Annotated in this window: 21 protein-coding genes and 2 pseudogenes; 13 read left to right on the top strand and 10 right to left on the bottom strand. The window is 61.2% G+C overall.

From position 1 onward, the window contains the following. The first annotated feature begins 18 nt into the window (after nt 1-18). The 3 genes from B0G77_RS09890 to B0G77_RS09880 all read left to right on the top strand — a co-directional run bounded on the left by B0G77_RS09890 (nt 19) and on the right by B0G77_RS09880 (nt 3,068). A complete protein-coding gene (locus B0G77_RS09890; RefSeq protein ID WP_133661977.1) occupies nt 19-1,050 on the top strand; it encodes a CDP-6-deoxy-delta-3,4-glucoseen reductase in 1,032 nt (343 codons plus the stop codon). A 299-nt stretch (nt 1,051-1,349) separates the two neighbouring features. Beyond that, nucleotides 1,350-2,534 carry an acetylornithine transaminase gene (locus B0G77_RS09885; protein ID WP_133661976.1) on the top strand — a complete coding sequence of 395 codons (1,185 nt, stop codon included), beginning with the start codon at nt 1,350-1,352 and terminating at the stop codon, nt 2,532-2,534. Between the two features lie 15 nt (nt 2,535-2,549). Continuing rightward, nucleotides 2,550-3,068 (top strand): GNAT family acetyltransferase, encoded by a 519-nt coding sequence (locus tag B0G77_RS09880; protein ID WP_133661975.1) that lies wholly within the window; start codon nt 2,550-2,552, stop codon nt 3,066-3,068. An 84-nt stretch (nt 3,069-3,152) separates the two neighbouring features. On the opposite strand, the gene B0G77_RS09875 is transcribed toward B0G77_RS09880, so the two are convergent. The 7 genes from B0G77_RS09875 to B0G77_RS09845 all read right to left on the bottom strand — a co-directional run bounded on the left by B0G77_RS09875 (nt 3,153) and on the right by B0G77_RS09845 (nt 10,208). Continuing rightward, entirely contained in the window at nt 3,153-3,869 is a 717-nt protein-coding gene (locus B0G77_RS09875; RefSeq protein ID WP_133661974.1) for an ABC transporter ATP-binding protein, read from the bottom strand. Beyond that, complete coding sequence (locus B0G77_RS09870) at nt 3,869-4,645, bottom strand: ABC transporter ATP-binding protein (RefSeq protein WP_133661973.1); 777 nt, start codon at nt 4,643-4,645, stop codon at nt 3,869-3,871. Before B0G77_RS09870 ends, B0G77_RS09875 begins: the two co-directional genes overlap by 1 nt. A 19-nt stretch (nt 4,646-4,664) precedes the next feature. Next, complete coding sequence (locus B0G77_RS09865; protein ID WP_133661972.1) at nt 4,665-5,834, bottom strand: ABC transporter ATP-binding protein; 1,170 nt, start codon at nt 5,832-5,834, stop codon at nt 4,665-4,667. A 24-nt stretch (nt 5,835-5,858) separates the two neighbouring features. After that, nucleotides 5,859-6,809, bottom strand: a complete 951-nt coding sequence (locus B0G77_RS09860) for a branched-chain amino acid ABC transporter permease (protein ID WP_133661971.1) — start codon at nt 6,807-6,809, stop codon at nt 5,859-5,861. 228 nt (nt 6,810-7,037) lie between these two features. Then, a complete protein-coding gene (locus B0G77_RS09855; RefSeq protein ID WP_133661970.1) occupies nt 7,038-8,237 on the bottom strand; it encodes a branched-chain amino acid ABC transporter substrate-binding protein in 1,200 nt (399 codons plus the stop codon). A gap of 553 nt (nt 8,238-8,790) precedes the next feature. Continuing rightward, entirely contained in the window at nt 8,791-9,750 is a 960-nt protein-coding gene (ispH, locus tag B0G77_RS09850; protein ID WP_133661969.1) for a 4-hydroxy-3-methylbut-2-enyl diphosphate reductase, read from the bottom strand. 2 nt (nt 9,751-9,752) lie between these two features. Further along, the gene (locus tag B0G77_RS09845) at nt 9,753-10,208 is read right to left on the bottom strand and encodes a peptidylprolyl isomerase (RefSeq protein ID WP_133661968.1); all 456 of its coding nucleotides are present in this window, start codon (nt 10,206-10,208) and stop codon (nt 9,753-9,755) included. Nucleotides 10,209-10,388: 180 nt separating this feature from the next. Between B0G77_RS09845 and radC the strand changes: the two genes are divergently transcribed. From radC to nadB, 4 genes are all read left to right on the top strand, one after another. Next, nucleotides 10,389-11,132, top strand: a complete 744-nt coding sequence (radC, locus tag B0G77_RS09840; RefSeq protein ID WP_133661967.1) for a DNA repair protein RadC — start codon at nt 10,389-10,391, stop codon at nt 11,130-11,132. Between the two features lie 267 nt (nt 11,133-11,399). Next, entirely contained in the window at nt 11,400-11,633 is a 234-nt protein-coding gene (gene rpmB / locus B0G77_RS09835) for a 50S ribosomal protein L28 (RefSeq protein ID WP_007586227.1), read from the top strand. Between the two features lie 10 nt (nt 11,634-11,643). Next, on the top strand, nt 11,644-11,811 hold the full coding sequence (gene rpmG, locus B0G77_RS09830; RefSeq protein ID WP_121281636.1) for a 50S ribosomal protein L33: 168 nt from the start codon (nt 11,644-11,646) through the stop codon (nt 11,809-11,811). 208 nt (nt 11,812-12,019) lie between these two features. Then, nucleotides 12,020-13,618: an L-aspartate oxidase gene (gene nadB, locus B0G77_RS09825; RefSeq protein ID WP_133661966.1), complete on the top strand. Its 1,599-nt coding sequence runs from the start codon at nt 12,020-12,022 to the stop codon at nt 13,616-13,618. Nucleotides 13,619-13,681: 63 nt separating this feature from the next. Here the strand turns inward: nadB and B0G77_RS09820 are convergent. Further along, nucleotides 13,682-13,876: pseudogene (locus tag B0G77_RS09820) on the bottom strand (IS3 family transposase); the annotation flags it as partial. A 17-nt stretch (nt 13,877-13,893) separates the two neighbouring features. Here B0G77_RS09820 and B0G77_RS09815 point away from each other — a divergent pair. From B0G77_RS09815 to B0G77_RS09800, 4 genes are all read left to right on the top strand, one after another. Beyond that, nucleotides 13,894-14,163 carry a DUF5372 family protein gene (locus B0G77_RS09815; protein WP_133660306.1) on the top strand — a complete coding sequence of 90 codons (270 nt, stop codon included), beginning with the start codon at nt 13,894-13,896 and terminating at the stop codon, nt 14,161-14,163. Between the two features lie 209 nt (nt 14,164-14,372). Further along, nucleotides 14,373-14,834, top strand: coding sequence for a helix-turn-helix domain-containing protein (locus tag B0G77_RS09810; RefSeq protein WP_133660307.1), 462 nt, complete (start codon nt 14,373-14,375; stop codon nt 14,832-14,834). A gap of 11 nt (nt 14,835-14,845) precedes the next feature. Next, entirely contained in the window at nt 14,846-15,139 is a 294-nt protein-coding gene (locus B0G77_RS09805) for a hypothetical protein (RefSeq protein ID WP_133660308.1), read from the top strand. After that, complete coding sequence (locus B0G77_RS09800; protein ID WP_133660309.1) at nt 15,136-17,217, top strand: recombinase family protein; 2,082 nt, start codon at nt 15,136-15,138, stop codon at nt 17,215-17,217. Before B0G77_RS09805 ends, B0G77_RS09800 begins: the two co-directional genes overlap by 4 nt. Here the strand turns inward: B0G77_RS09800 and B0G77_RS44150 are convergent. Continuing rightward, a pseudogene (locus B0G77_RS44150) lies at nt 17,193-17,675 on the bottom strand (IS3 family transposase); the annotation flags it as partial. The gene B0G77_RS09800 and the pseudogene B0G77_RS44150 sit on opposite strands and share 25 nt — an antisense overlap. A gap of 61 nt (nt 17,676-17,736) precedes the next feature. Between B0G77_RS44150 and B0G77_RS09790 the strand changes: the two are divergent. Together B0G77_RS09790 and B0G77_RS09785 are read left to right on the top strand one after the other, a co-directional pair. Beyond that, nucleotides 17,737-18,126, top strand: a complete 390-nt coding sequence (locus B0G77_RS09790; RefSeq protein ID WP_133661608.1) for a transposase — start codon at nt 17,737-17,739, stop codon at nt 18,124-18,126. Beyond that, nucleotides 18,123-19,022 (top strand): integrase core domain-containing protein, encoded by a 900-nt coding sequence (locus tag B0G77_RS09785; protein WP_133661607.1) that lies wholly within the window; start codon nt 18,123-18,125, stop codon nt 19,020-19,022. Before B0G77_RS09790 ends, B0G77_RS09785 begins: the two co-directional genes overlap by 4 nt. A gap of 262 nt (nt 19,023-19,284) precedes the next feature. Here B0G77_RS09785 and B0G77_RS09780 read toward each other — a convergent pair whose 3' ends face one another. Beyond that, nucleotides 19,285-19,638 carry a helix-turn-helix domain-containing protein gene (locus B0G77_RS09780; RefSeq protein WP_133661964.1) on the bottom strand — a complete coding sequence of 118 codons (354 nt, stop codon included), beginning with the start codon at nt 19,636-19,638 and terminating at the stop codon, nt 19,285-19,287. Between the last annotated feature and the right edge of the window lie 37 nt (nt 19,639-19,675).

The raw sequence follows: 19,675 nt of genomic DNA, 5'->3' as shown, positions 1-19,675 counted from the left end.
TTCGTTTTCGATCGACTTATGGCATTTAACGTAACGCTCCGGCAAAGCGGCCGGCAGTTTCAGGTAGAACCCGACGAACCGGTGTTGATCGCGGCCCTGCGCCAGGGCATCGGTCTGCCGTACGGCTGCAAGAATGGCGCGTGCGGGTCATGCAAAGGCACCGTCGTGAGCGGTGAAGTCGAACAGCGCGCGCATTCGTCGTCCGCGCTGTCGAACGATGAGAAAACCCGTGGCATGGCGCTCCTCTGCTGTGCTGCGCCCTGCTCCGATCTCGAGATCGATATCCGCGAAGTGGCGGGTGTCGGCGATGTGCAGGTCAAGAAGCTGCCGTGCCGCGTCAACACGATCGAGCGCAAGGCCGACGATGTAATCGTGCTGAAACTCCAGTTGCCGGCCAACGAGCGTCTTCAGTATCTCGCCGGCCAGTACCTCGAATTCATCCTGAAAGACGGCAAGCGCCGCAGCTATTCGATGGCGAATGCGCCGCACGCCGAGGGTCCGGTCGAGCTGCACATCCGTCAGATGCCCGGCGGCGTGTTCACCGACCATGTGTTCAATACGATGAAGGAGCGTGACATCCTGCGCTTCGAAGCGCCGCTCGGCACGTTCTTCCTGCGCGAAGATTCGGACAAGCCGATCGTGCTGCTCGCCTCGGGCACCGGGTTTGCGCCGCTGAAGGCGGTCGTCGAACACGCCATCTTCAAGAACATCGACCGGCCGATGACGCTTTACTGGGGCGCGCGTCGCAAGAAAGACCTGTACATGCTGGAACTCGCCGAAGAGTGGGCGCGAGATATTCCTAACTTCAAGTTCGTGCCGGTACTGTCCGAGCCGGATGCAAGCGACGCCTGGACGGGCCGCACCGGCTTCGTTCATCGCGCCGTCATCGAAGATCTGCCGGACCTGTCGGGCTATCAGGTGTACGCGTGCGGTGCGCCGGTGATGGTTGAATCGGCCCAGCGCGATTTCAGCGCGCATCACGGGCTGCCGGAAGACGAGTTCTACGCTGACTCGTTCACGAGCGCAGCCGATCTCGCGAACCCCGTCTGATTCGCCCCGCAAGCCCCCGGTGAGCACGGCGGCCAGAAAGTCGGCCGCCGGATGCGATTGATGGGTTTACACCGGTGTCTGCGTTGTCGTATTCTTTCGCGCATGAACCGCATCCAGTCCGAACTCCGACGTCGCCGCTCGCCGCTCCCTTAGGGGTGCCGCTGGCTTCGTCGCGGATTCGCGCCAGACAGGGCGCAAGCTGTTCGAATCATGAAAGCCACGGACCTCCGTGGCTTTTTGTTTTTCCGATTCCCTTTTCAACCCGCACAACCCCACTGCTTCGGATGGAGCCCGCCGCCATGAAATTCAATGAGTACCCCATCGAGTCGCTGATGTACATCACGAACCGGCCTGAAATCGTTTTCACGCACGGCAAGGGCTCGTGGCTCTATGACAACGAAGGCAAGCGATACCTCGACTTCATCCAGGGGTGGGCCGTCAACAGTCTCGGTCATTGCAACGAGGGCATGATCGAAGCGCTCGAGAAGCAGGCGCGCCTGTTGATCAATCCGTCGCCGGCGTTCTACAACGAGCCGATGGCGAAGCTCGCGAACCTCCTTACGCAGCACAGCTGCTTCGACAAGGTCTTCTTTGCGAACAGCGGCGCGGAAGCCAACGAAGGCGCGATCAAGCTCGCGCGCAAGTGGGGCAAGAAGCATAAGAACGGCGCATACGAAATCATCACCTTCGATCACAGCTTCCACGGCCGCACACTCGCGACGATGTCCGCGAGCGGCAAGCCAGGCTGGGACACGATCTATGCACCTCAGGTACCGGGCTTTCCCAAGGCCGACCTGAACGACATCGCGTCGGTCGAAAGACTCATTACCAGCAAGACGGTCGCGGTGATGCTCGAACCGATCCAGGGCGAAGGCGGCGTGATACCGGCGACCCGTGAATTCATGCGGCAACTGCGCGCGCTGACGAGGCAGCATAACCTGCTGCTGATCGTCGATGAAGTGCAGAGCGGCTGCGGCCGTGCCGGCACGCTGTTCGCCTACCAGCTGTCGGGCATCGAGCCAGACGTGATGACGCTCGGCAAGGGCATCGGCGGCGGCGTGCCGCTGGCAGCACTGCTAGCGAAGGCCGAGGTCGAAGTGTTCGAGGCGGGCGACCAGGGCGGCACGTACAACGGCAATCCGCTGATGACGGCAGTCGGTTACTCGGTGATCTCGCAGCTCACCGCGCCTGGCTTCCTCGAAGGCGTGCAGGCGCGTGGCGAATATCTGCGCGCGAAGCTGCTCGAACTGTCGGAACAGCGCGGCTTCCTTGGCGACCGCGGCGAAGGCCTATTGCGCGCGCTGCTGCTTGGCAAGGACATCGGTACCCAGATCGTCGAGAAGGCGCGCCTGATGCAGCCAGACGGCCTGCTGCTGAACGCTGCGCGCCCGAACCTGCTGCGCTTCATGCCGGCGCTCAATGTGACGAACGAGGAGATCGACCAGATGATGGCGATGCTGCGTTTCATCCTCGATTCGCTGTAAGCACGGCGAGCGCGCATGATGACGACCGCAACGCTGTCGATCCGCCGCTTCGATGCGGCCGATACCGATGCCGTGGTCGCGCTGTGGCAGGAGGCCTTCCCAGAGTATCGGGATGCGACCCGGCCGCAGCGCAATCCGCATCTGTCGATCGCGAACAAGCTCGCGACGCAGCCGGAACTGTTCTTTGTCGCAGAAGATCACGGACGTGTGGTCGGCACGGTAATGGCCGGCTACGACGGACATCGCGGCTGGCTGTATTCGCTCGCCGTCGATAAGGCCATGCGACGACACGGCATCGGCACGCGTCTCGTCGAGCATGCGGAGGCTGCGCTGACGTCGCTCGGTTGCCCGAAGGTGAACCTGCAGGTGCTGGAGAGCAAGGCAGACGTGCGGGGATTTTACGAAGCCCTCGGATATCGGGCGGATGAAGTCGTCAGTCTGGGGAAGCGTCTCGGACCTGGCGCGAATGTGCCGGCTGCGATGAATGGCCAGCCCGCGGACCAGGCGCCGCGGAATGGACGCGAAATGATATGAAAAAGGCCGCATGCCTGAAACGCATGCGGCCTTTCTTCTTTGCCCGCCAGTCAGGCCGGCCTGTTTGCCCGCTTATTCGCCCATTTATTCACCGAGGTAAGCAGCACGCACCTTCGGATCGTCGAGCATCTTTTTCGCATCACCCGACATCGTCACCAGACCCGAGTCCATCACATAGCCGCGATTGGCGGCCTGCAGCGCAAGACGCGCGTTCTGCTCGACCAGCAGCACGGTCATCCCTTCCGCGGAAATCGAGCGCACCACTTCGAAGATCTTCTCGACCATGATCGGCGACAGACCCATCGACGGCTCATCCAGCAGCAACAGCTTCGGCTTGCTGATGATCGCGCGCGCCATCGCGAGCATCTGCTGTTCGCCGCCCGAGAGCGTCCCCGCGTACTGCGTCGCGCGTTCCTTCAGGCGCGGGAAGAAGCCGAACATGCGCTCGACGTCCTTCTTGATGCCGTCGGTGTCGTTACGCAGGTACGCGCCCATCTGCATGTTCTCGAGAATCGACATGCGCGCGAAGATGCCCCGGCCTTCCGGCACCATCGCGAGGCCGCGCTTGAGCAGCTCATGCGTCGGCAGCCCCCTGATCGACTGCCCCATGTACTCGATGTCGCCCGCCGAGTAAGGCTTCAGACCCGTGATGGCCTTCATCGTCGTGGTCTTGCCCGCACCGTTCGCGCCGATCAGCGTGACCAGCTCGCCCTGCGCCACTTCGAGGTCGATGCCCTTGACTGCCTGAATGCCGCCGTAGTTGACCTGCAGGCCCTTGATTTTCAACATTGCCGTAGCCATCAGTGAACTCCCGCACCCAGATAAGCCTCGATCACCTTCGGGTCCTTCTGCACGTCCTGCGGCAGACCTTCAGCGATCACCTTGCCGTAATCGAGCACCGTCATGCGGTTGCACAGGTGCATCACCAGTTTCACGTCGTGCTCGATCAGCAGGATCGTCTTGCCGTCGCTGCGGATCTTGTCGAGCAGCTTCGTCAATTCGACCTTCTCGGTCGCGTTCATGCCGGCAGCCGGCTCGTCCAGCGCGAGCAGCTTCGGATCGGTCGCCAGCGCGCGGGCGATTTCCAGCCGACGCTGGTGACCGTACGACAGGTTGCGCGACGTGTAGTCGGCGTACTGCAGCACGCCCACGTATTCGAGCAGCTCCAGCGCGCGTTCCTTGATCTCGCGCTCTTCCTGGCGTTCCGCCGGCGTCTGGAACACCGCGCCGAGCAGGCCGTGCTTCGTGCGCACGTGACGGCCGACCATCACGTTTTCCAGCGCGGTCATGCCGCCGAAGAGACGAATGTTCTGGAACGTGCGGGCAATCCCGGCCTTCGCCACCTGGTACACCGCCGTCGGCGTGTAGTTCGTGCCATCGAGCTTGAACTCGCCCGAATCCGGCGTGTACAGGCCCGTGACCACGTTGAAGAACGTGGTCTTGCCGGCGCCGTTCGGGCCGATGAGACCGTAGATCGTACCTTCCTCGATCTGCAGGCCGACGTCGGAGAGGGCCTGCAGGCCGCCAAAGCGCTTGTTCACGCCCTTCACGGACAGACGGATTTGTTTGTCGCTCATTTCTTTTGCTCCCTGTCCGTTAGGCCCGCACCGGCTTCTTGCCGGCACGCTTCGCCAGTTTCGCAATCTTGTCCTCGTGCTTCGGCGACGGCCACAGGCCTTCCGAGCGGTACAGCATGATGACGACCATCGCGAGACCGTACAACAGCTGACGGATCACTTCGGTATCGACGATTTCATGGCCGAAGATCATGTTTTGCAGCGGACCCATTGTCGAGCGCAGGAATTCCGGGAACACGGCCAGCAGCACCGCGCCGAGAATCACGCCCGGGATGTGGCCCATGCCGCCCAGCACCACGCAGGCGAGCACCACGACCGATTCCCAGAACGTGAACGATTCCGGCGACACGAAGCCCTGGAACGAGCCGAACATCGCGCCCGACAGTCCGCCGAACGAGGCGCCCATCGCGAACGCCAGCAGCTTCACGTTACGGGTGTTGATGCCCATCGCCTTGGCGGCAATTTCGTCTTCGCGGATCGCGGCCCATGCGCGACCGATACGCGAATGCTGCAGACGCGTACAGGTCCAGATCACCAGCAGCGCGCACAGCACGAACAGGTAGTAGTACATGTACACGGACGGGAACGAGAAGCCGAGGAACGAATGGGTCTGCGCCAGGCTAAAGCCGCCCACCTGCACCGGGGCGATCCCCGTGATCCCCTTCGGCCCGTTCGTGATGTTGACCGGACGGTCGAGGTTGTTGATGAAGATCCGGACGATTTCCCCGAAGCCGAGGGTCACGATCGCCAGATAGTCGCCGCGCAGACGCAGCGTCGGGGCACCGAGCAGGACCCCGAACATCGCCGCGAATGACATCGCCAGCGGCACGATGATCCAGATCGGCACGTGCAGGCCGGTCGGCGCCAGATGCGCGATCCACTCGAACTGCGTGCTCAGGTGCGGTGAGCTCAGCAGCGCCGCTGTGTACGCGCCGATCGCGTAGAACGCGATATAGCCCAGATCCAGCAGGCCGGCGAAGCCGACCACCACGTTCAGACCGAGCGCGAGCATCACGTACAGCATCGCGAAGTCGAGCACGCGAACCCAGTAGTTGCCGCCGGCCGCACCGATGATCATCGGCGCCGCAATCACGAAGATCGCGGTGAGGATGCCGATGGTCAGCGTCTTCGTGCGGTTCCGTTCAGGGATGAGCGTCGTGGACGGCTCGATCGGTTGAATTGAAGTCATGTCATTTACTCCTTATGGCCCGGATCAAGCCCGATCTGCAACACGTTCGCCCAAGAGGCCCGACGGACGGAACACCAGCACGATGATCAGCACGATGAAGGCGAACACGTCCTGATAGTTACTGCCGAACACACCGCCCGTCAGGTTGCCGATATAGCCGGCGCCGAGCTGTTCGATGAGACCCAGCAGCACGCCGCCCACCATCGCCCCGCCGAGGTTGCCGATGCCGCCCAGCACCGCCGCGGTAAAGGCCTTCAGGCCAGGAATGAAGCCCATATAGAAGTGGGCATTGCCGTATTCCGAGGCGATCATCACGCCCGCCAGCGCGGCCAGCGCGGAGCCGATCATGAAGGTCGCCGAAATCACGAAGTTCGGGTTCACGCCCATCAGACTCGCGACATTCGGGTTCTCGGCGATCGAGCGCATCGCGCGGCCCAGCTTCGTCTTGTGAACCAGCAGCAGCAGACCGCCCATCACGAGGAAGGCGACCACGATGATCACGATTTCAGTCATCGAGATCACGGCGCCAGGCGTCGTGTCGGTGGCCTTGATCACATTGATCGGGTCGGTGGGCAGCAGTTGCGGGAACGGCAGCGGGTTGCGCGACCAGATCATCATCGCGAGCGTCTGCAGCAGGATCGACACCCCGATCGCGGTGATCAGCGGGGCGAGGCGCGGGGCCTTGCGCAGCGGACGGTAAGCGACCCGTTCGATCGTGTAGCCGACCAGCGAACACACGCAGGCGGCGATGATCAGCGCAATGACCAGCGTCGGCGCATTGCCGAGGCCGGGGAAGTGGTTCTGCAACACCCCGATGGCTGAGAGCGCAACCATCGCGCCCACCATCAACACATCGCCGTGCGCGAAGTTGATGATGCCCAGAATGCCGTAAACCATCGTATAGCCCAGTGCAATGATGGCGTAAACGCTGCCAAGCACCAGTCCGTTGAGGATCTGCTGGATGAAGATATCCATTTAATGCTCCTTAGCCCGTGCGACTGGATTCGCGCTCGTCATCGGCCGGTTGGCGGGGATGAATCACGGAATCGCAACGGCACTGCGGGTACTGATGTAAAAGACCGGTAAGGGTTATCCGCTTCAGACTGCATGACCGCCGTGTTGCAGCGGCCGGCTCACCGGATGCGGATGCAAAAACGGCACCGTTTGGGTGGTTCGGTGCCGTCAGGCCAGACTATCCCGTCATCACATCTTCACGACGTCGAGGACCGCTTTTTTGCCGTCCTTGAAGTCGTAAAGCGTAATGGCGCCTTCTTTCAAATCACCCTTGTTGTCGAATGCGATGTGGCCAATTACACCGTTGTAATCGGTGGAGGGCATCGCAGCCAGCACCTTGGGCGCGTCGATCGAATTGGCGCGCTTCATTGCATCGACGATCACGTACACAGCGTCATACGTGAACGGCGCGTAAATCTGCACCGGCGTGTGGAAACGGTCTTCGTACTTCTTTTCGAAGTCCGCTCCCTTGTCCATCTTCGAAAGCGCAAGTCCCGCTTCTGAACAGACCAGGTTCTGCACGGCGGTTCCCGCCAGCTCCCCTACCTTGTCGGTACATACGCCGTCGCCGCCAAGGATTTTTGCCCTGATACCGAGCGCTGCCGCCTGCTTCGTAAACGGCCCGCCCGTCGCGTCCATCCCGCCGAACATGATGACGTCCGGCTGAAAACTCTTGATCCTGGTGAGAATGGCCCGGAAGTCCGTAGCCTTGTCATTCGTCGCCTCGCGCGCGACGATCGTCGCTCCGCTCGCCTCCGCCGTCTTCGCGAACTCGTCGGCGAGCCCCTTGCCGTAGGCGGTCGCATCGTCCACCACGGCGATACGCTTCGCGTTCAGCGCTTTCGTCGCATAGTTGGCCAGCGCCGGACCCTGCTGCGCATCGGTCGCGACCACGCGGTAGGTCGTCTTGAATCCCTGCTGCGTATACGCGGGATTCGTCGACGACGGCGAGATCTCCACGATATCCGCATCGCTATATATCTTCGACGCCGGAATCGACACCCCTGAATTCAGGTGCCCGACCACCGCGACGACATGATCATCGACCAGTTTCTGCGCCACTTGCGTCCCCGTTTTGGGATCCGCCCCGTCATCCTGCGCGTCGAGTTCCAGTTGTATCTTGTGGCCGTCGATGGTCAGACCCTGTACATTGATTTCTTCGACTGCCAGACGTGCACCGTTCTCATTGTCCTTGCCCAGATGCGCGATCTCGCCCGTCAACGGAGCGGCATGACCGATCTTGACGATAGTCGCGTCGCTTGCCGGCGCCGCCGCAGCGGTCGCTGCCGACGCGCCTGCGCCCGCCTCGCCATCACCTTTCTTGCTGCACGCGGCCAGCAGCGCAACCGCGGCCGCGATGGTCACGGCGTGAGCAAACTTGACTCGCATTAAATAGGTCTCCCACGCCTTGCAAAATCCAATGTTCGTGGCCCTCAGGCCTTGAGAACGCGCGCATTGTAACTCCAATTATGCGACGGGCAATATTGTTGAACCGGCAGGGTTTTCCTGCATTGCAACCGTATTTTGAGAGCAATAGATGGGCATGGGCGCAACCTGGTTGCGATTGTTTTTCGTGCATCAGTTGCACCAGCTTCGACGCCCCGGGCATCAAGTGTTGCGGGAATCGCGCTTAAGACCCGATTCCACCGTGGTTCGAGCGATTCAATCTGTTTTCTATAATCGGCGGAGCTGATGCACAAATATGGTGCATATGATTACAATCAGATTGATATTGCGAAAACAAACGGGGCGCGATCATAAAAATAACCCCGGATATTTCCCCGGAAAAGTCGAAAAATCTGCCGCGGGAACGGATTGGACAACCGTTTTTGTATGATGTGACACCTTTTATTTCAGGAAGCCCTTCCGCCTCGACGCGAAAAAAACGCGCCACGAAGGCGCGCTTTTTATCGTGCAATGAGAGCCTCGCTCTGCGTCAGTTTCAGGCCGGCAACCCCAGCCCGCGCGGCAACGGAAACGCGATGTTTTCCTCGATGCCATCGAGCGCGCGCACGTTGCGCACGCCCAGCTCGTGCAGGCGACCGATGACGGCCTGAGCCAGCGCTTCCGGTGCCGATGCACCTGCCGTAACGCCGATGCGGCGCTTGCCGGCGATCCAGCCCGGATTGATCTGGTCCGGCGAATCCACCATGTAGGACGGAATACCGCGCTTTTCGGCCACTTCACGCAGCCGGTTCGAGTTCGAACTGTTCGGGCTGCCGACGACGATCACCACGTCGCACTGGGGCGCCATGAACTTGACCGCGTCCTGACGGTTTTGCGTTGCATAGCAGATGTCCTGCTTCTTCGGCTCGCGGATTAGCGGATATTTCGCCTTCAGCGCGCCGATGATTTCGGCCGCGTCGTCAACCGACAGCGTGGTCTGCGTGACGAAGGCGATCCGCTCGGGATCGGCCAGCGCCAGCGCCTGCACGTCCTCGATATCTTCGACGAGATGCATGCCTTCTCCGGCCTGACCCATCGTGCCTTCGACTTCCGGGTGTCCCTTGTGGCCGATCATCACAATATCGAAGCCGTCCTGACGCATTTTCGCGACTTCGATATGCACCTTGGTCACGAGCGGACAGGTGGCGTCGTACACGCGCAGGCCGCGCGACTCGGCTTCCGCACGTACAGCCTTCGACACGCCGTGTGCACTGAAAATCACCGTATTGCCTGCCGGAACTTCCTCCAGCTGCTCGATAAAGATTGCGCCCTTTTTGCGCAGATCCTCGACGACATAGGCGTTATGGACGATTTCGTGCCGCACATAGATAGGCGAGCCGTGCAGCTTGATGGCACGCTCGACGATTTCGATCGCACGATCGACGCCTGCACAAAACCCACGTGGCTGCGCCAGCAGGATTTCGGCTTCGGCGAGAGTCGTATCCGTGGTAACCATAGTTACAGAATCCCGATGATTTTCACTTCGAACGCCAGCGCCTGGCCAGCGAGCGGATGATTGAAATCGAACAGGGCTGACGTTTCGCCGACTTCCTTTAGCACGCCCGCGTAGCGTCCACCGCCAGGCGCGTTGAATTCGACGAGATCGCCCGGAGAAAAGTCCTCACCGATCATGCTGCTTTCGCGCAGCGTCGTGAGCGACACACGCTGGATCAGTTCCGGATTGCGTGGCCCGAACGCCTCACCTGATGCTAGCTGAAAGGTCGAATGGTGCCCGACCTTCAGCCCCAGCAGAATGTCTTCCAGCGGCGGCGCCAGCTGACCCGCGCCGAGCAGCAGCGTAGCGGGCTTCTCATTGAAGGTATTGATGATCTCCGAGCCATCGGCAAGCGAAAGCCGGTAGTGAAGCGTGACGTGCGAACCCCGTTTCACTTCGGAAATGTCGATGATGCTCATGCAGTACTCGTTCGGTCGGAGCGCGCTACGCGTAATCCCAGGGGCTCTTACGCGCGAGTGGCAGCGAAAATGCCGTGCGCAAAGGTTCTATTGTAAGCCACATATCCAGCGTCGGTCGTGCAGGTCCCCACACGCTGCTGCCCGCGGCGCCAGCGCCCCTTCCCACAGAGAGACCATGACATGCAACACAGCGACTGCATCACGCCGCCCGCCGCCCCGACGAACGAAACAACGCCCGAGGCGGTCACACGTCGCCGGCGCGCCTGGCCGGCCCACGACATGCCTCGCGAGCGGCTTCTCGATGCGGGCCCAGGCTCACTGTCGGACACGGACCTGATCGTGCTGATACTTGGCTCCGGGTTGCCTGGCCACAACGTCTTCGACCTCGCGCGCATGCTACTTTCACGCTTCGGCTCGCTCTGGGCCATGCTCGACGCCACGCCCGCCGATTTCAACGGTCTGCGCGGCATCGGCCCGGCGAAGACGGCGCAGCTACTCGCGATCGTCGAAATGGCGCGCCGCGCGCTGGCGGAAAAGATGCGCGAACGTCCGCTGATCGATTCACCGGGCGCCGTGGAGGACTACCTGCGGCTTCTGATCGGCACCCGTCCGTATGAAGTGTTCGTCTGCCTATATATGGATGCCCGCCACCGGCTGATCCGCTCAGAAGAAAGTTCGCGCGGATCCCTCACCCGTCTCGCAGTCTATCCGCGGGAAATAGTCCGCCGCGCACTCACATTGAATGCAGCCAGCCTGATCGTGGCGCATAATCACCCCTCTGGCGCCGTCAAGCCGAGTGCAAGTGACCGCCGCCTGACACGCGTGCTGCGCGACACGCTGGCGCTGATCGATGTGCAGTTGATCGATCACCTCGTCATCGGCGCGCACGAGACGTTTTCATTCGCCGCCGCCGGATGGGCGTAGCAGCGCTTTCGCAAGACCACGCAGGCCTCGCCACGTTTTGCGAGCCTGCAGCCACAGCCGCTAGCCGCAAATAAGGTTTGATTTATCGGGTTTTTTCCTGCTAAAATTACGCTTTTCCTGTTTCCAACCCTGTTCCGAAGCCATCAAGGCCTACCGGGAAGTAGTGATCGATTTCTGCTGATTCCTGTAATCAGCGCAATCGGCCCCCTTCCGGGAAAACTTTCTCGGCGTTCGAACTCAGAATTTAAGCGTATTAGGAGTGCTCTCATGGCACGCGTATGCCAAGTAACTGGGAAAGCGCCGATGAGCGGCAACAACGTTTCCCACGCGAACAACAAAACCAAGCGTCGTTTTCTCCCGAATCTGCAAAACCGCCGTTTCTGGGTTGAAAGCGAAAACCGTTGGGTGCGTCTGCGCGTTTCGAACGCCGGTCTGCGCCTGATCGACAAGAACGGTATCGACACCGTGCTCGCAGACTTGCGCGCACGCGGTGAAGCCTAAGGAGTAAATCATGGCAAAAGGCGCACGCGACAAGATCAAGCTGGAGTCGACCGCTGGTACGGGTCACTTCTACACCACGACGAAGAACAAGCGCAACATGCCGGAAAAGATGGCGATCATGAAGTTCGATCCCGTCGTCCGTAAGCACGTTGAGTACAAAGAAACCAAGATCAAATAATCTGGTTTCGGCCTTTTTTGGCCTGTTCGACGAAATGAACCTCGCTTTCCAGCGGGGTTTTTTGTTTTCCTGGCTCCTTATTCTTCGCACCTGCCATCGTCAGACGTTTAGCCGCCTTTCCCTCGAGTCGCTCGACGCGGTATCCTCTACCGCTTATCGGCGCGCGCTGCCGCAGTGACAGCAGTAGAAAGATACGGAGAAGCAGGACATGAATTTCGATGTGGCGATTGTCGGCAGCGGCCTCGCTGGTTTGAGCGTCGCGCTGAATCTCGCCGAGACGCGACGCGTCGCGGTGATTGCCAAGCGCTCGATGACGGAAGGCGCCAGCGACTGGGCACAAGGCGGCATCGCGGCCGTGCTCGATTCGGCGGACAGCGTCGATAATCATGTCAGCGATACGCTGATCGCAGGCGGTGGCCTGTGTGACGAGGCGGCAACACGATTCATCGTCGAGCACGGGCGCGCAGCGATCGACTGGTTGATCGCCCAAGGTGTGCCGTTCACCAGGGACCACGCCGCGGAACTCGGCTTTCACCTGACGCGCGAAGGCGGTCATAGCCACCGCCGGATCATCCATGCCGCCGACGCAACCGGTCATGCTGTCGTCGCGACGCTCAGCGAGCGCGTGCGGCGGCATCCCAATATCACGCTGTTCGAAGATCACTACGCAATCGACCTGATCACATCGGACCGTCTGGGGCTGCCAGGCAGGCGCTGCCATGGTCTCTATGCGCTCGACGTCGCGAGCGGCCGCACGGTGACGATCGAGGCGCCCCACACGGTGCTGGCGACGGGCGGGGCAGGCAAGGTCTACCTGTACACCACAAACCCCGACACGGCCACCGGCGACGGCATTGCGATGGCGTGGCGCGCGGGCTGCCGCGTGTCGAACATGGAGTTCATCCAGTTTCATCCGACGTGCCTGTTCCATCCATATGCGAAGTCGTTCCTGATTTCGGAAGCCGTACGCGGCGAAGGCGGCATATTGAAGCTGCCAGATGGCACCCGCTTCATGCCGAATCACGACGAGCGCGCCGAACTCGCGCCGCGCGACATCGTCGCGCGGGCGATCGACTTTGAGATCAAGAAGCGCGGCATCGATTGCGTCTACCTCGACATCAGCCACCAGCCATCCGCTTTCCTGCACGAACACTTTCCGACGATCCTCGCTCGCTGCCTCGAGTTCGGCATCGACATCACGAAAGAGCCGATCCCGGTCGTACCTGCTGCGCACTACACATGCGGCGGTGTCGTCACGGACCTGGCCGGCCGCACGGATCTCGCCGGTCTATACGCGGTCGGCGAGACGTCCTGCACAGGCCTGCACGGCGCGAACCGTCTTGCGAGCAACTCGCTGCTCGAATGTCTGGTGATCGGCCGGTCGGCGGCGGCTGCAATCGAGGAAGAAGGGTTCAGCGCGGCCGTACATGCCCCGCTACCGGATTGGGACGAAAGCCGCGTGTCCGACCCGGACGAAGAAGTTGTCGTCGCGCACAACTGGGATGAGTTGCGTCGCTTGATGTGGAATTACGTTGGCATCGTGCGTACCGACAAACGGCTCGCGCGAGCAAAGCATCGTCTGGCACTCCTGCGCGACGAAATCCACGAGTATTACGCGAACTTCAAGGTAAGCCGCGACCTGCTCGAACTGCGGAATCTGGTGGACGTGGCCTCGTTGATCGTCGATAGTGCGCGCTCGAGACGTGAAAGCCGGGGACTTCATTTCAGTCGCGACTGGCCTGCAGCGCTCCCGAAAGCGCTGCCGACCGTGCTGTCGCCAGAACGCGTGCCGAACCGCAACATCTGAAATACCCAGAAAAGAAAAACCCGCAGTTGATGAACTGACCCCGCAAAGTTGGACAGTGTTTGGCTAGGGCCGCGAGGGCTGGGTTCTGTACATCACAGGACTCAGCCCTTTTAGCTTTAGCTTGATGCGTTTGTGATCGTAGTAGTGAATGTAGTGCTTGATTCCGGCCTGAAGTGCTTCAATGCTCTCGAAGCGATTCGGGTAAAAGGACTCTGACTTCAGGGTGCCAAAGAAGCTTTCCGTGGTGGCCTTGGAGTCCGCAGACAACTGCGCCCGTGAGTAACGCTGGAAGCCGACGTTTTCAGGTAACTCATCCGTACCATCCCCTTCATTTGCAGGAATTCGAACTGGTCCTTCACGCCCAGAACTGGCATGAGGACAGGGTCTGGTTTCACGACGCGAATGGCCGACTGCGGGCGTTGCCCGCCAGCTGGACGAGCGTCGTCGGCGAGGACCCATTCAACGTGGTCGCTGCCGGACGCGCCTTGTTTCGTGTGGAAGAACTGCTTGAACTGGGGCGTTTGATCGCGACGCTGGAGCCATGAACAGCGCAAGCACGTGTAAAGCCAAATACGCCGAATATGTAAAGTCAATCATGCCCGATGTCGCCTTCTATGGCGATCCTGTGTTCCAGTATTGGTCCATTTATTCGGCCATATTCGCGCATATATTCCAGAAATTGGACTTGCATATTCAGAACTATGGTACATAATTATATTTACACTGACTTGGCCGCCCTCTCTGGAGTTCGTGCATGGCGACAGACCGACGCAACGAGGACAAGCACCGCGCGCTGCGGGAGCAGGCGAGCCTCAATCCGCGCCCCGATGCCGTGACGCATCCGCTGTTTCGGGACGGAGAGTTCTTCGATCCCCACGATCTGCTGCAGGTCAAGTACGAGATGCTGCGCGCGGTGCGCGTGGACAAGCGGCCGATCAGCGAAGCGGCCAGGTCATTCGGTTTCTCCCGCCCGTCGTTCTATCAGGCTCAGGCGGCCTTCGAACAGGGCGGACTGGCGGCCTTGATTCCGCAGAAGACCGGGCCGCGCAGCGGCCATAAATTGACGCCGGCGGTGATGGAGTTTCTGAACCGGGCGCGGGTTGCCGAGCCGGCTGTGCGAGCGGAGCGACTGGCCAGCCTGGTGCACCAGAACTTCGGCGTACAGGTTCATCCGCGCAGTATCGAACGGCAGTTTCTGCGCCAAAAAAAACCGTAACGAAACCGTCCGTGTCATTGCCGGACCGTGCGCTGTGCAATGACGGACTGATCTCGCGTTATGAAGATCTGAGACAGCAGGCACTTGGACTGCCGTGCGAGATTCCTCGCGGCCAGGGCCTCGTGCTGTTGATGCGCAGCGGCATGAGAGCGTGGATGCAGGCATGGGCGCAGTGCGCGACCACGGTTGTACGGCGGCAGCCGCCGCCTGGTGAGACAGGGATCGTCCCCTTCACGCTGCATCAGGAGGCGACGATGATTCTGGCTTCAATGCTTCTACATGGGCGTCAGGAGGCAACAGCATGAAGAGCGATCCTCACCAGAAGGTCCAGGCGAGCCATCTGAAGCGCAACGCCTATCTGTATATCCGGCAATCGACGCTGCGTCAGGTGTTCGAGAACACCGAGAGCACCAAACGCCAATACGCGCTGCGCCAGCGGGCCGTTGCCCTGGGGTGGTGCGAGGACCGGATTATTGTGATCGACAGCGATCTCGGCCAGTCCGGCGCTTCATCGGCGGATCGCGAAGGCTTCCAGCGCCTGGTTGCCGAAGTCGGCGTGGGTCACGCCGGCATCGTGCTTGGACTGGAAGTATCGCGCCTGGCGCGCAACTCCACCGACTGGCACCGGCTGCTCGAGATCTGCGCAATCACCGACACCTTGATCCTTGACGAGGATGGCGTATACGATCCTGCTCACTTCAACGACCGGCTGTTACTGGGGCTGAAGGGCACCATGAGCGAGGCCGAATTGCATGTGCTGCGCGCACGACTGCAAGGAGGAATCCTAAGCAAGGCGAGGCGTGGTGAGCTGCAGATGCGTCTGCCTGTCGGCTTCGTGTATAACGCCGCGGGCGCGGTCGTTCTCGATCCGGACCAGCAGGTCCAGCACTGCCTGCGGTGGCTGTTCGACACCTTCCGCGGTACGGGATCGGCGATGGCCACCGCACGCGCTGCGCATCACCTCGAGCTGGCGTTTCCGCGACGGTGCTGCAAAGGTCCGCACAAAGGCGAACTGCTGTGGGGCAGTCTCGGTCACAGCCAGGTGGTGCGCATTCTGCACAACCCGAGGTATGCCGGCGCGTTCGTCTACGGTCGCACTCATACGCGCAGGACAGTCGATGGACGCACGCGTGTGATTCGCGCCCCGCGAGACCAGTGGGATACGCTGATTCCGGGTGCCCATGCCGGTTATCTGTCCTGGGAAGAGTACGAGCACAACCAGAAGCGTTTGCATGAGAGCGCACAGGTGATCGGAGCCGACCGGCGCCGTGGCGCGCCGCGTGAGGGTCCAGCACTTCTTCAGGGACTCGTGGTCTGTGGTCGATGCGGGAACCGCATGACGGTCCGTTATCACAGCCGCCAGGGCGGCTTGTGTCCCGAGTACATCTGCCAGCGCGAAGGCATCGAGCAGGCCGAACCGGTCTGCCAGCGCATCCACGGCGCGGCCATCGATGAGGCCATTGGCGAACTGCTCGTCGAAGCGCTCAATCCGCTTGCCATTGAGGTGAGCCTGGCGGTTCAGCGCGAACTCCAGTCCCGCATCGAAGAAGCCGACCGTCTGCGTCACAAGCAGGTGGAGCGCGCCCGGTATGAAGCCGATCTGGCGCAGCGTCGCTACATGCGCGTCGACCCCGAGAACCGGCTGGTTGCCGACTCGCTCGAAGCGGACTGGAACCATAAGCTTCGAGCGCTGACTGAGGCTAACGAGGAATATCAGCGTCGCCGCGAACAGGACGCGCGCATCCTGACGGACGAGCAGCGCGCCGTCATCGTCTCGCTGGCGTCCAACTTCCCCCGGCTATGGCGCGATCCCGCCACGCCCGACCGGGAACGCAAACGCATGATGAGGCTGCTTCTGGAAGACGTCACCCTGAACCGCGACCAGCAGGTTACCGCACACATCCGCTTCAAGGGCGGCGCTCACCGGACCCTCAGGCTGCCGTTGCCGCTGAAATCGTGGCAGCGATGGGTCACCCCCGCCGCGGTGATCGAGGAGATTGACGCACTGCTCAATCACCATACTGTCCTGCAGATCGCGAATATTCTGAACGCACGTGGTGCGCCCTCGGGCACGGGTAGGCCCTTCAATGCAAAAATGGTCGCGCGCCTGCAGCGCAACTACTGTCTGAAGCCGCGCTATGACCGGTTGCGCGAAGCGGGTCTCCTGACGCTGCAGGAGATGGCCGACGCGCTGCACGTCACGCCGACGAGCGTGAAGATATGGAACCGTCGCGGACTCATCCGCGGTCACGCCTACAGCGACAAGAACGAGTGCCTGTACGACCCGCCGGGCAATAACGCGCCCAGAAAGGCGATGGGCGTCAAGCTGTCCTGCCGGCGTCGCCATCCCGACGTCGTTTCTGATCGCCGCGAGGAGGTGTAGTGTGAAACGCAAGCCTTATCGTGGCAGTTGCCTTTGCGCGACATGCTCTGCGTCAAGGCGCGCTTCGAGAGCAGCGCCTGGTAAGAGCTTCTGCTCGCCCACCCGGAACTCGGTGATATCGGTGACCCACTTCTGGTTCGGCGCGTCGGCATCGAACTGCCTTTGCAGCACGTTCGGCGCAATGCGTCCCACCGTCCTACGGAAGGCCCGGTATCTCTTCGGGCGCAGCGGAGACTTCCGTTTCATGAGCTGCACCAGGCGCTGGACAGTCTTGTGATTCACAACGGTACCCAGACGCCGGATCGCGCTGGTGATGCGCCGATAGCCATACGCCCCTGGTGCTGCTCAAATACCGAACGGATACGCGCCTTGAGCTGCGCGTGTTTGTCCGCCATCTGCGATGCCTTGCACTGGTAATAGAAAGTACTGCGCGCCAGGCCTGCCACCTTCAGTGCCGCGCCTCCTGTTTTTCTGGACACAGATTTGGGGTAAAACGTGGGTCCCAAACTGGAGTTGTTGATGTTGAAGAAAACAGATGTAAACGGGGTTGCGCCAGAGGCGCTGGAAGGAGCGCGTAGCGCGACTGGAAGCGCCTCTGGCGCCGCCGAAGTCAAGCGTTGGTCGACCGGTCGCAAACGCGGCGTGGTGCTTCGGTTGCTGCGTGGCGAACCCGTCGACGCCGTGTCCCGTGAAGTCGGTGTGACGATCGCCGTGCTCAAGCAATGGCGTGAGCTGGCACTGGCCGGCATGGAGGCCGGCCTGAAGGCACGCACCAGCGATCCCCTGGAAGCCCGGCTCAATGACGCCGTGCGGCGCGTCGGCGAGTTGTCTATGGAAAACGAGATCCTGCGCAAGGAACGTGAACTGCAGGCCCGTCGCCCTTTGACCGCTCGGAGATCGTCGACATGAGCCGCGCGATCTCCGTTAGTGCGAACAAGCCCTTTGGATTGCAACGGGTTTGCCAGGTGCTCGGATTCCCCCGCTCGACGATCTATGCTGTCCGCGCGAGGACAGCGGACAACGTGGTGCCGATCATCCCGGGCCGCCGCGGCCCGAAACCGAAGATGCCCGATGCTGACCTGCTGAAGGCCATCCGCGACGATCTGGTGGCTTCCCCCTTCATCGGCGAGGGGCATCGCAAGGTCTGGGCGCGCTTGCGTATCCTGCACGACATCCGGGTCTCCCGGACCCGCGTGCTGCGACTGATGCGCGAGCACAGCCTGCTGTCGCCGCACCGGCAAGCGCGAGGCGAACCCAACCTTCACGATGGCCGGATCACAACCGATTGCCCGAATGAGATGTGGGGCACCGACGGCGTGCGCATCGCGACCGTGGACGACGGCATGGTGTGGATCTTCTCGGCCGTTGATCATTGCGACGGCATGTGTACCGGCATTCATGCCGCGAAGATTGGCGACCGCTTTGCTGCCCTCGAGCCGATCTCCCAGGGGCTGCTGGACGAATTCGGTTCCGTGCTCGCCGATGCGGGCCGCGGGCTGTCGCTGCGTATGGATCACGGTTCGCAGTACACGTCGGACGACTTCCGTAACCAGATCCGGTTCTGGGGCATCGCGCCGAGCTATGCCTTCGTCGCCGAACCCCAGACCAACGGCGTCGCCGAGCGATTCAACCGGACAATGAAGGAACAGGCTATTCATGGACGCATCTTCAAAAACCTGGAGGAAGTTCGTGCCGCCGCCATCGCGTTCAAGGATCGATACAATCGCGACTGGCGTCTTGAAAAGTTGGGCTTCAAATCACCCCTCGAAGCCCGTCAGGAACGGCTGATGAAGCTGGCCGCCTGAGCTGCAAAAGCGTGTCCAGACAACCGGAGCCGGTACACCTGCCACCTTCAGCAGGCCGTCGACTGGAAACTGATGCCTTAACCCGGCCACTATTTGCGCTTTTTGCGATGCGCTTTGGGGCTTTCCAAGCTGATCAAGGCATCGAGTTTTTTTAGGTATGCGGTCTCCATGCGCAGATAATTCAGCTCTTCAAGGAGCTCTTCTTTCGTGCGGGCCTCATCGGACCTCGTTGAACCGGACGGCGGAGATGATCTGGGTTGCTTCACGGGTCGTCCTCGGCGGCGACGCTCCAGTGCCTGGATTCCGCCCGAATCATACCGGCGTTTCCTGATACCGATAATGTCGGATTCCGGATATCGAAGACCGCAGCCGTTTCCCGGTACGACAGCGTCTTTGTCTGCATGAACTGCAGCACCTTCAGCCTGAAGCGGGCGTCGTAATGACTGGACTTCTTCCTGAACGCCGCTTCGCCGTGCGCCTGCCAGGCGGCTACCCATTTGCGCACCGTGCCGTGGTCCACACCATGCCGATCCGCCACTTCCCTGCTACTGCAGCCTTTGCCTGACAGAAAATCTCTGACAACAGACCGCTTGAACCGCGCGTTGTGCCTGCTCATGAAAAAACACCCCAAATCGTTGGACAGATGTCCAACT

Origin of the sequence: Paraburkholderia sp. BL10I2N1 (assembly GCF_004361815.1) — a bacterium.
Taxonomy (GTDB): Bacteria; Pseudomonadota; Gammaproteobacteria; order Burkholderiales; family Burkholderiaceae; genus Paraburkholderia.
This window is presented reverse-complemented; position numbering and strand designations above follow the sequence as displayed.

Bases quoted from the DNA above. Each gene is read 5' to 3' on its own strand.
- B0G77_RS09800 (WP_133660309.1), top strand. From the start codon at position 15,136: ATGAAGAGCGATCCTCACCAGAAGGTCCAGGCGAGCCATCTGAAGCGC.
- B0G77_RS09845 (WP_133661968.1), bottom strand. From the start codon at position 10,208: ATGAGCATCATCGACATTTCCGAAGTGAAACGGGGTTCGCACGTCACG.
- B0G77_RS09865 (WP_133661972.1), bottom strand. From the start codon at position 5,834: ATGACTTCAATTCAACCGATCGAGCCGTCCACGACGCTCATCCCTGAA.
- B0G77_RS09785 (WP_133661607.1), top strand. From the start codon at position 18,123: ATGAGCCGCGCGATCTCCGTTAGTGCGAACAAGCCCTTTGGATTGCAA.
- ispH (WP_133661969.1), bottom strand. From the start codon at position 9,750: ATGGTTACCACGGATACGACTCTCGCCGAAGCCGAAATCCTGCTGGCG.
- B0G77_RS09780 (WP_133661964.1), bottom strand. From the start codon at position 19,638: ATGAGCAGGCACAACGCGCGGTTCAAGCGGTCTGTTGTCAGAGATTTT.
- nadB (WP_133661966.1), top strand. From the start codon at position 12,020: ATGAATTTCGATGTGGCGATTGTCGGCAGCGGCCTCGCTGGTTTGAGC.
- B0G77_RS09875 (WP_133661974.1), bottom strand. From the start codon at position 3,869: ATGGCTACGGCAATGTTGAAAATCAAGGGCCTGCAGGTCAACTACGGC.
- B0G77_RS09870 (WP_133661973.1), bottom strand. From the start codon at position 4,645: ATGAGCGACAAACAAATCCGTCTGTCCGTGAAGGGCGTGAACAAGCGC.
- rpmB (WP_007586227.1), top strand. From the start codon at position 11,400: ATGGCACGCGTATGCCAAGTAACTGGGAAAGCGCCGATGAGCGGCAAC.
- rpmG (WP_121281636.1), top strand. From the start codon at position 11,644: ATGGCAAAAGGCGCACGCGACAAGATCAAGCTGGAGTCGACCGCTGGT.
- B0G77_RS09885 (WP_133661976.1), top strand. From the start codon at position 1,350: ATGAAATTCAATGAGTACCCCATCGAGTCGCTGATGTACATCACGAAC.
- B0G77_RS09890 (WP_133661977.1), top strand. From the start codon at position 19: ATGGCATTTAACGTAACGCTCCGGCAAAGCGGCCGGCAGTTTCAGGTA.
- B0G77_RS09855 (WP_133661970.1), bottom strand. From the start codon at position 8,237: ATGCGAGTCAAGTTTGCTCACGCCGTGACCATCGCGGCCGCGGTTGCG.
- B0G77_RS09810 (WP_133660307.1), top strand. From the start codon at position 14,373: ATGGCGACAGACCGACGCAACGAGGACAAGCACCGCGCGCTGCGGGAG.
- B0G77_RS09880 (WP_133661975.1), top strand. From the start codon at position 2,550: ATGATGACGACCGCAACGCTGTCGATCCGCCGCTTCGATGCGGCCGAT.
- radC (WP_133661967.1), top strand. From the start codon at position 10,389: ATGCAACACAGCGACTGCATCACGCCGCCCGCCGCCCCGACGAACGAA.
- B0G77_RS09790 (WP_133661608.1), top strand. From the start codon at position 17,737: ATGTTGAAGAAAACAGATGTAAACGGGGTTGCGCCAGAGGCGCTGGAA.
- B0G77_RS09860 (WP_133661971.1), bottom strand. From the start codon at position 6,809: ATGGATATCTTCATCCAGCAGATCCTCAACGGACTGGTGCTTGGCAGC.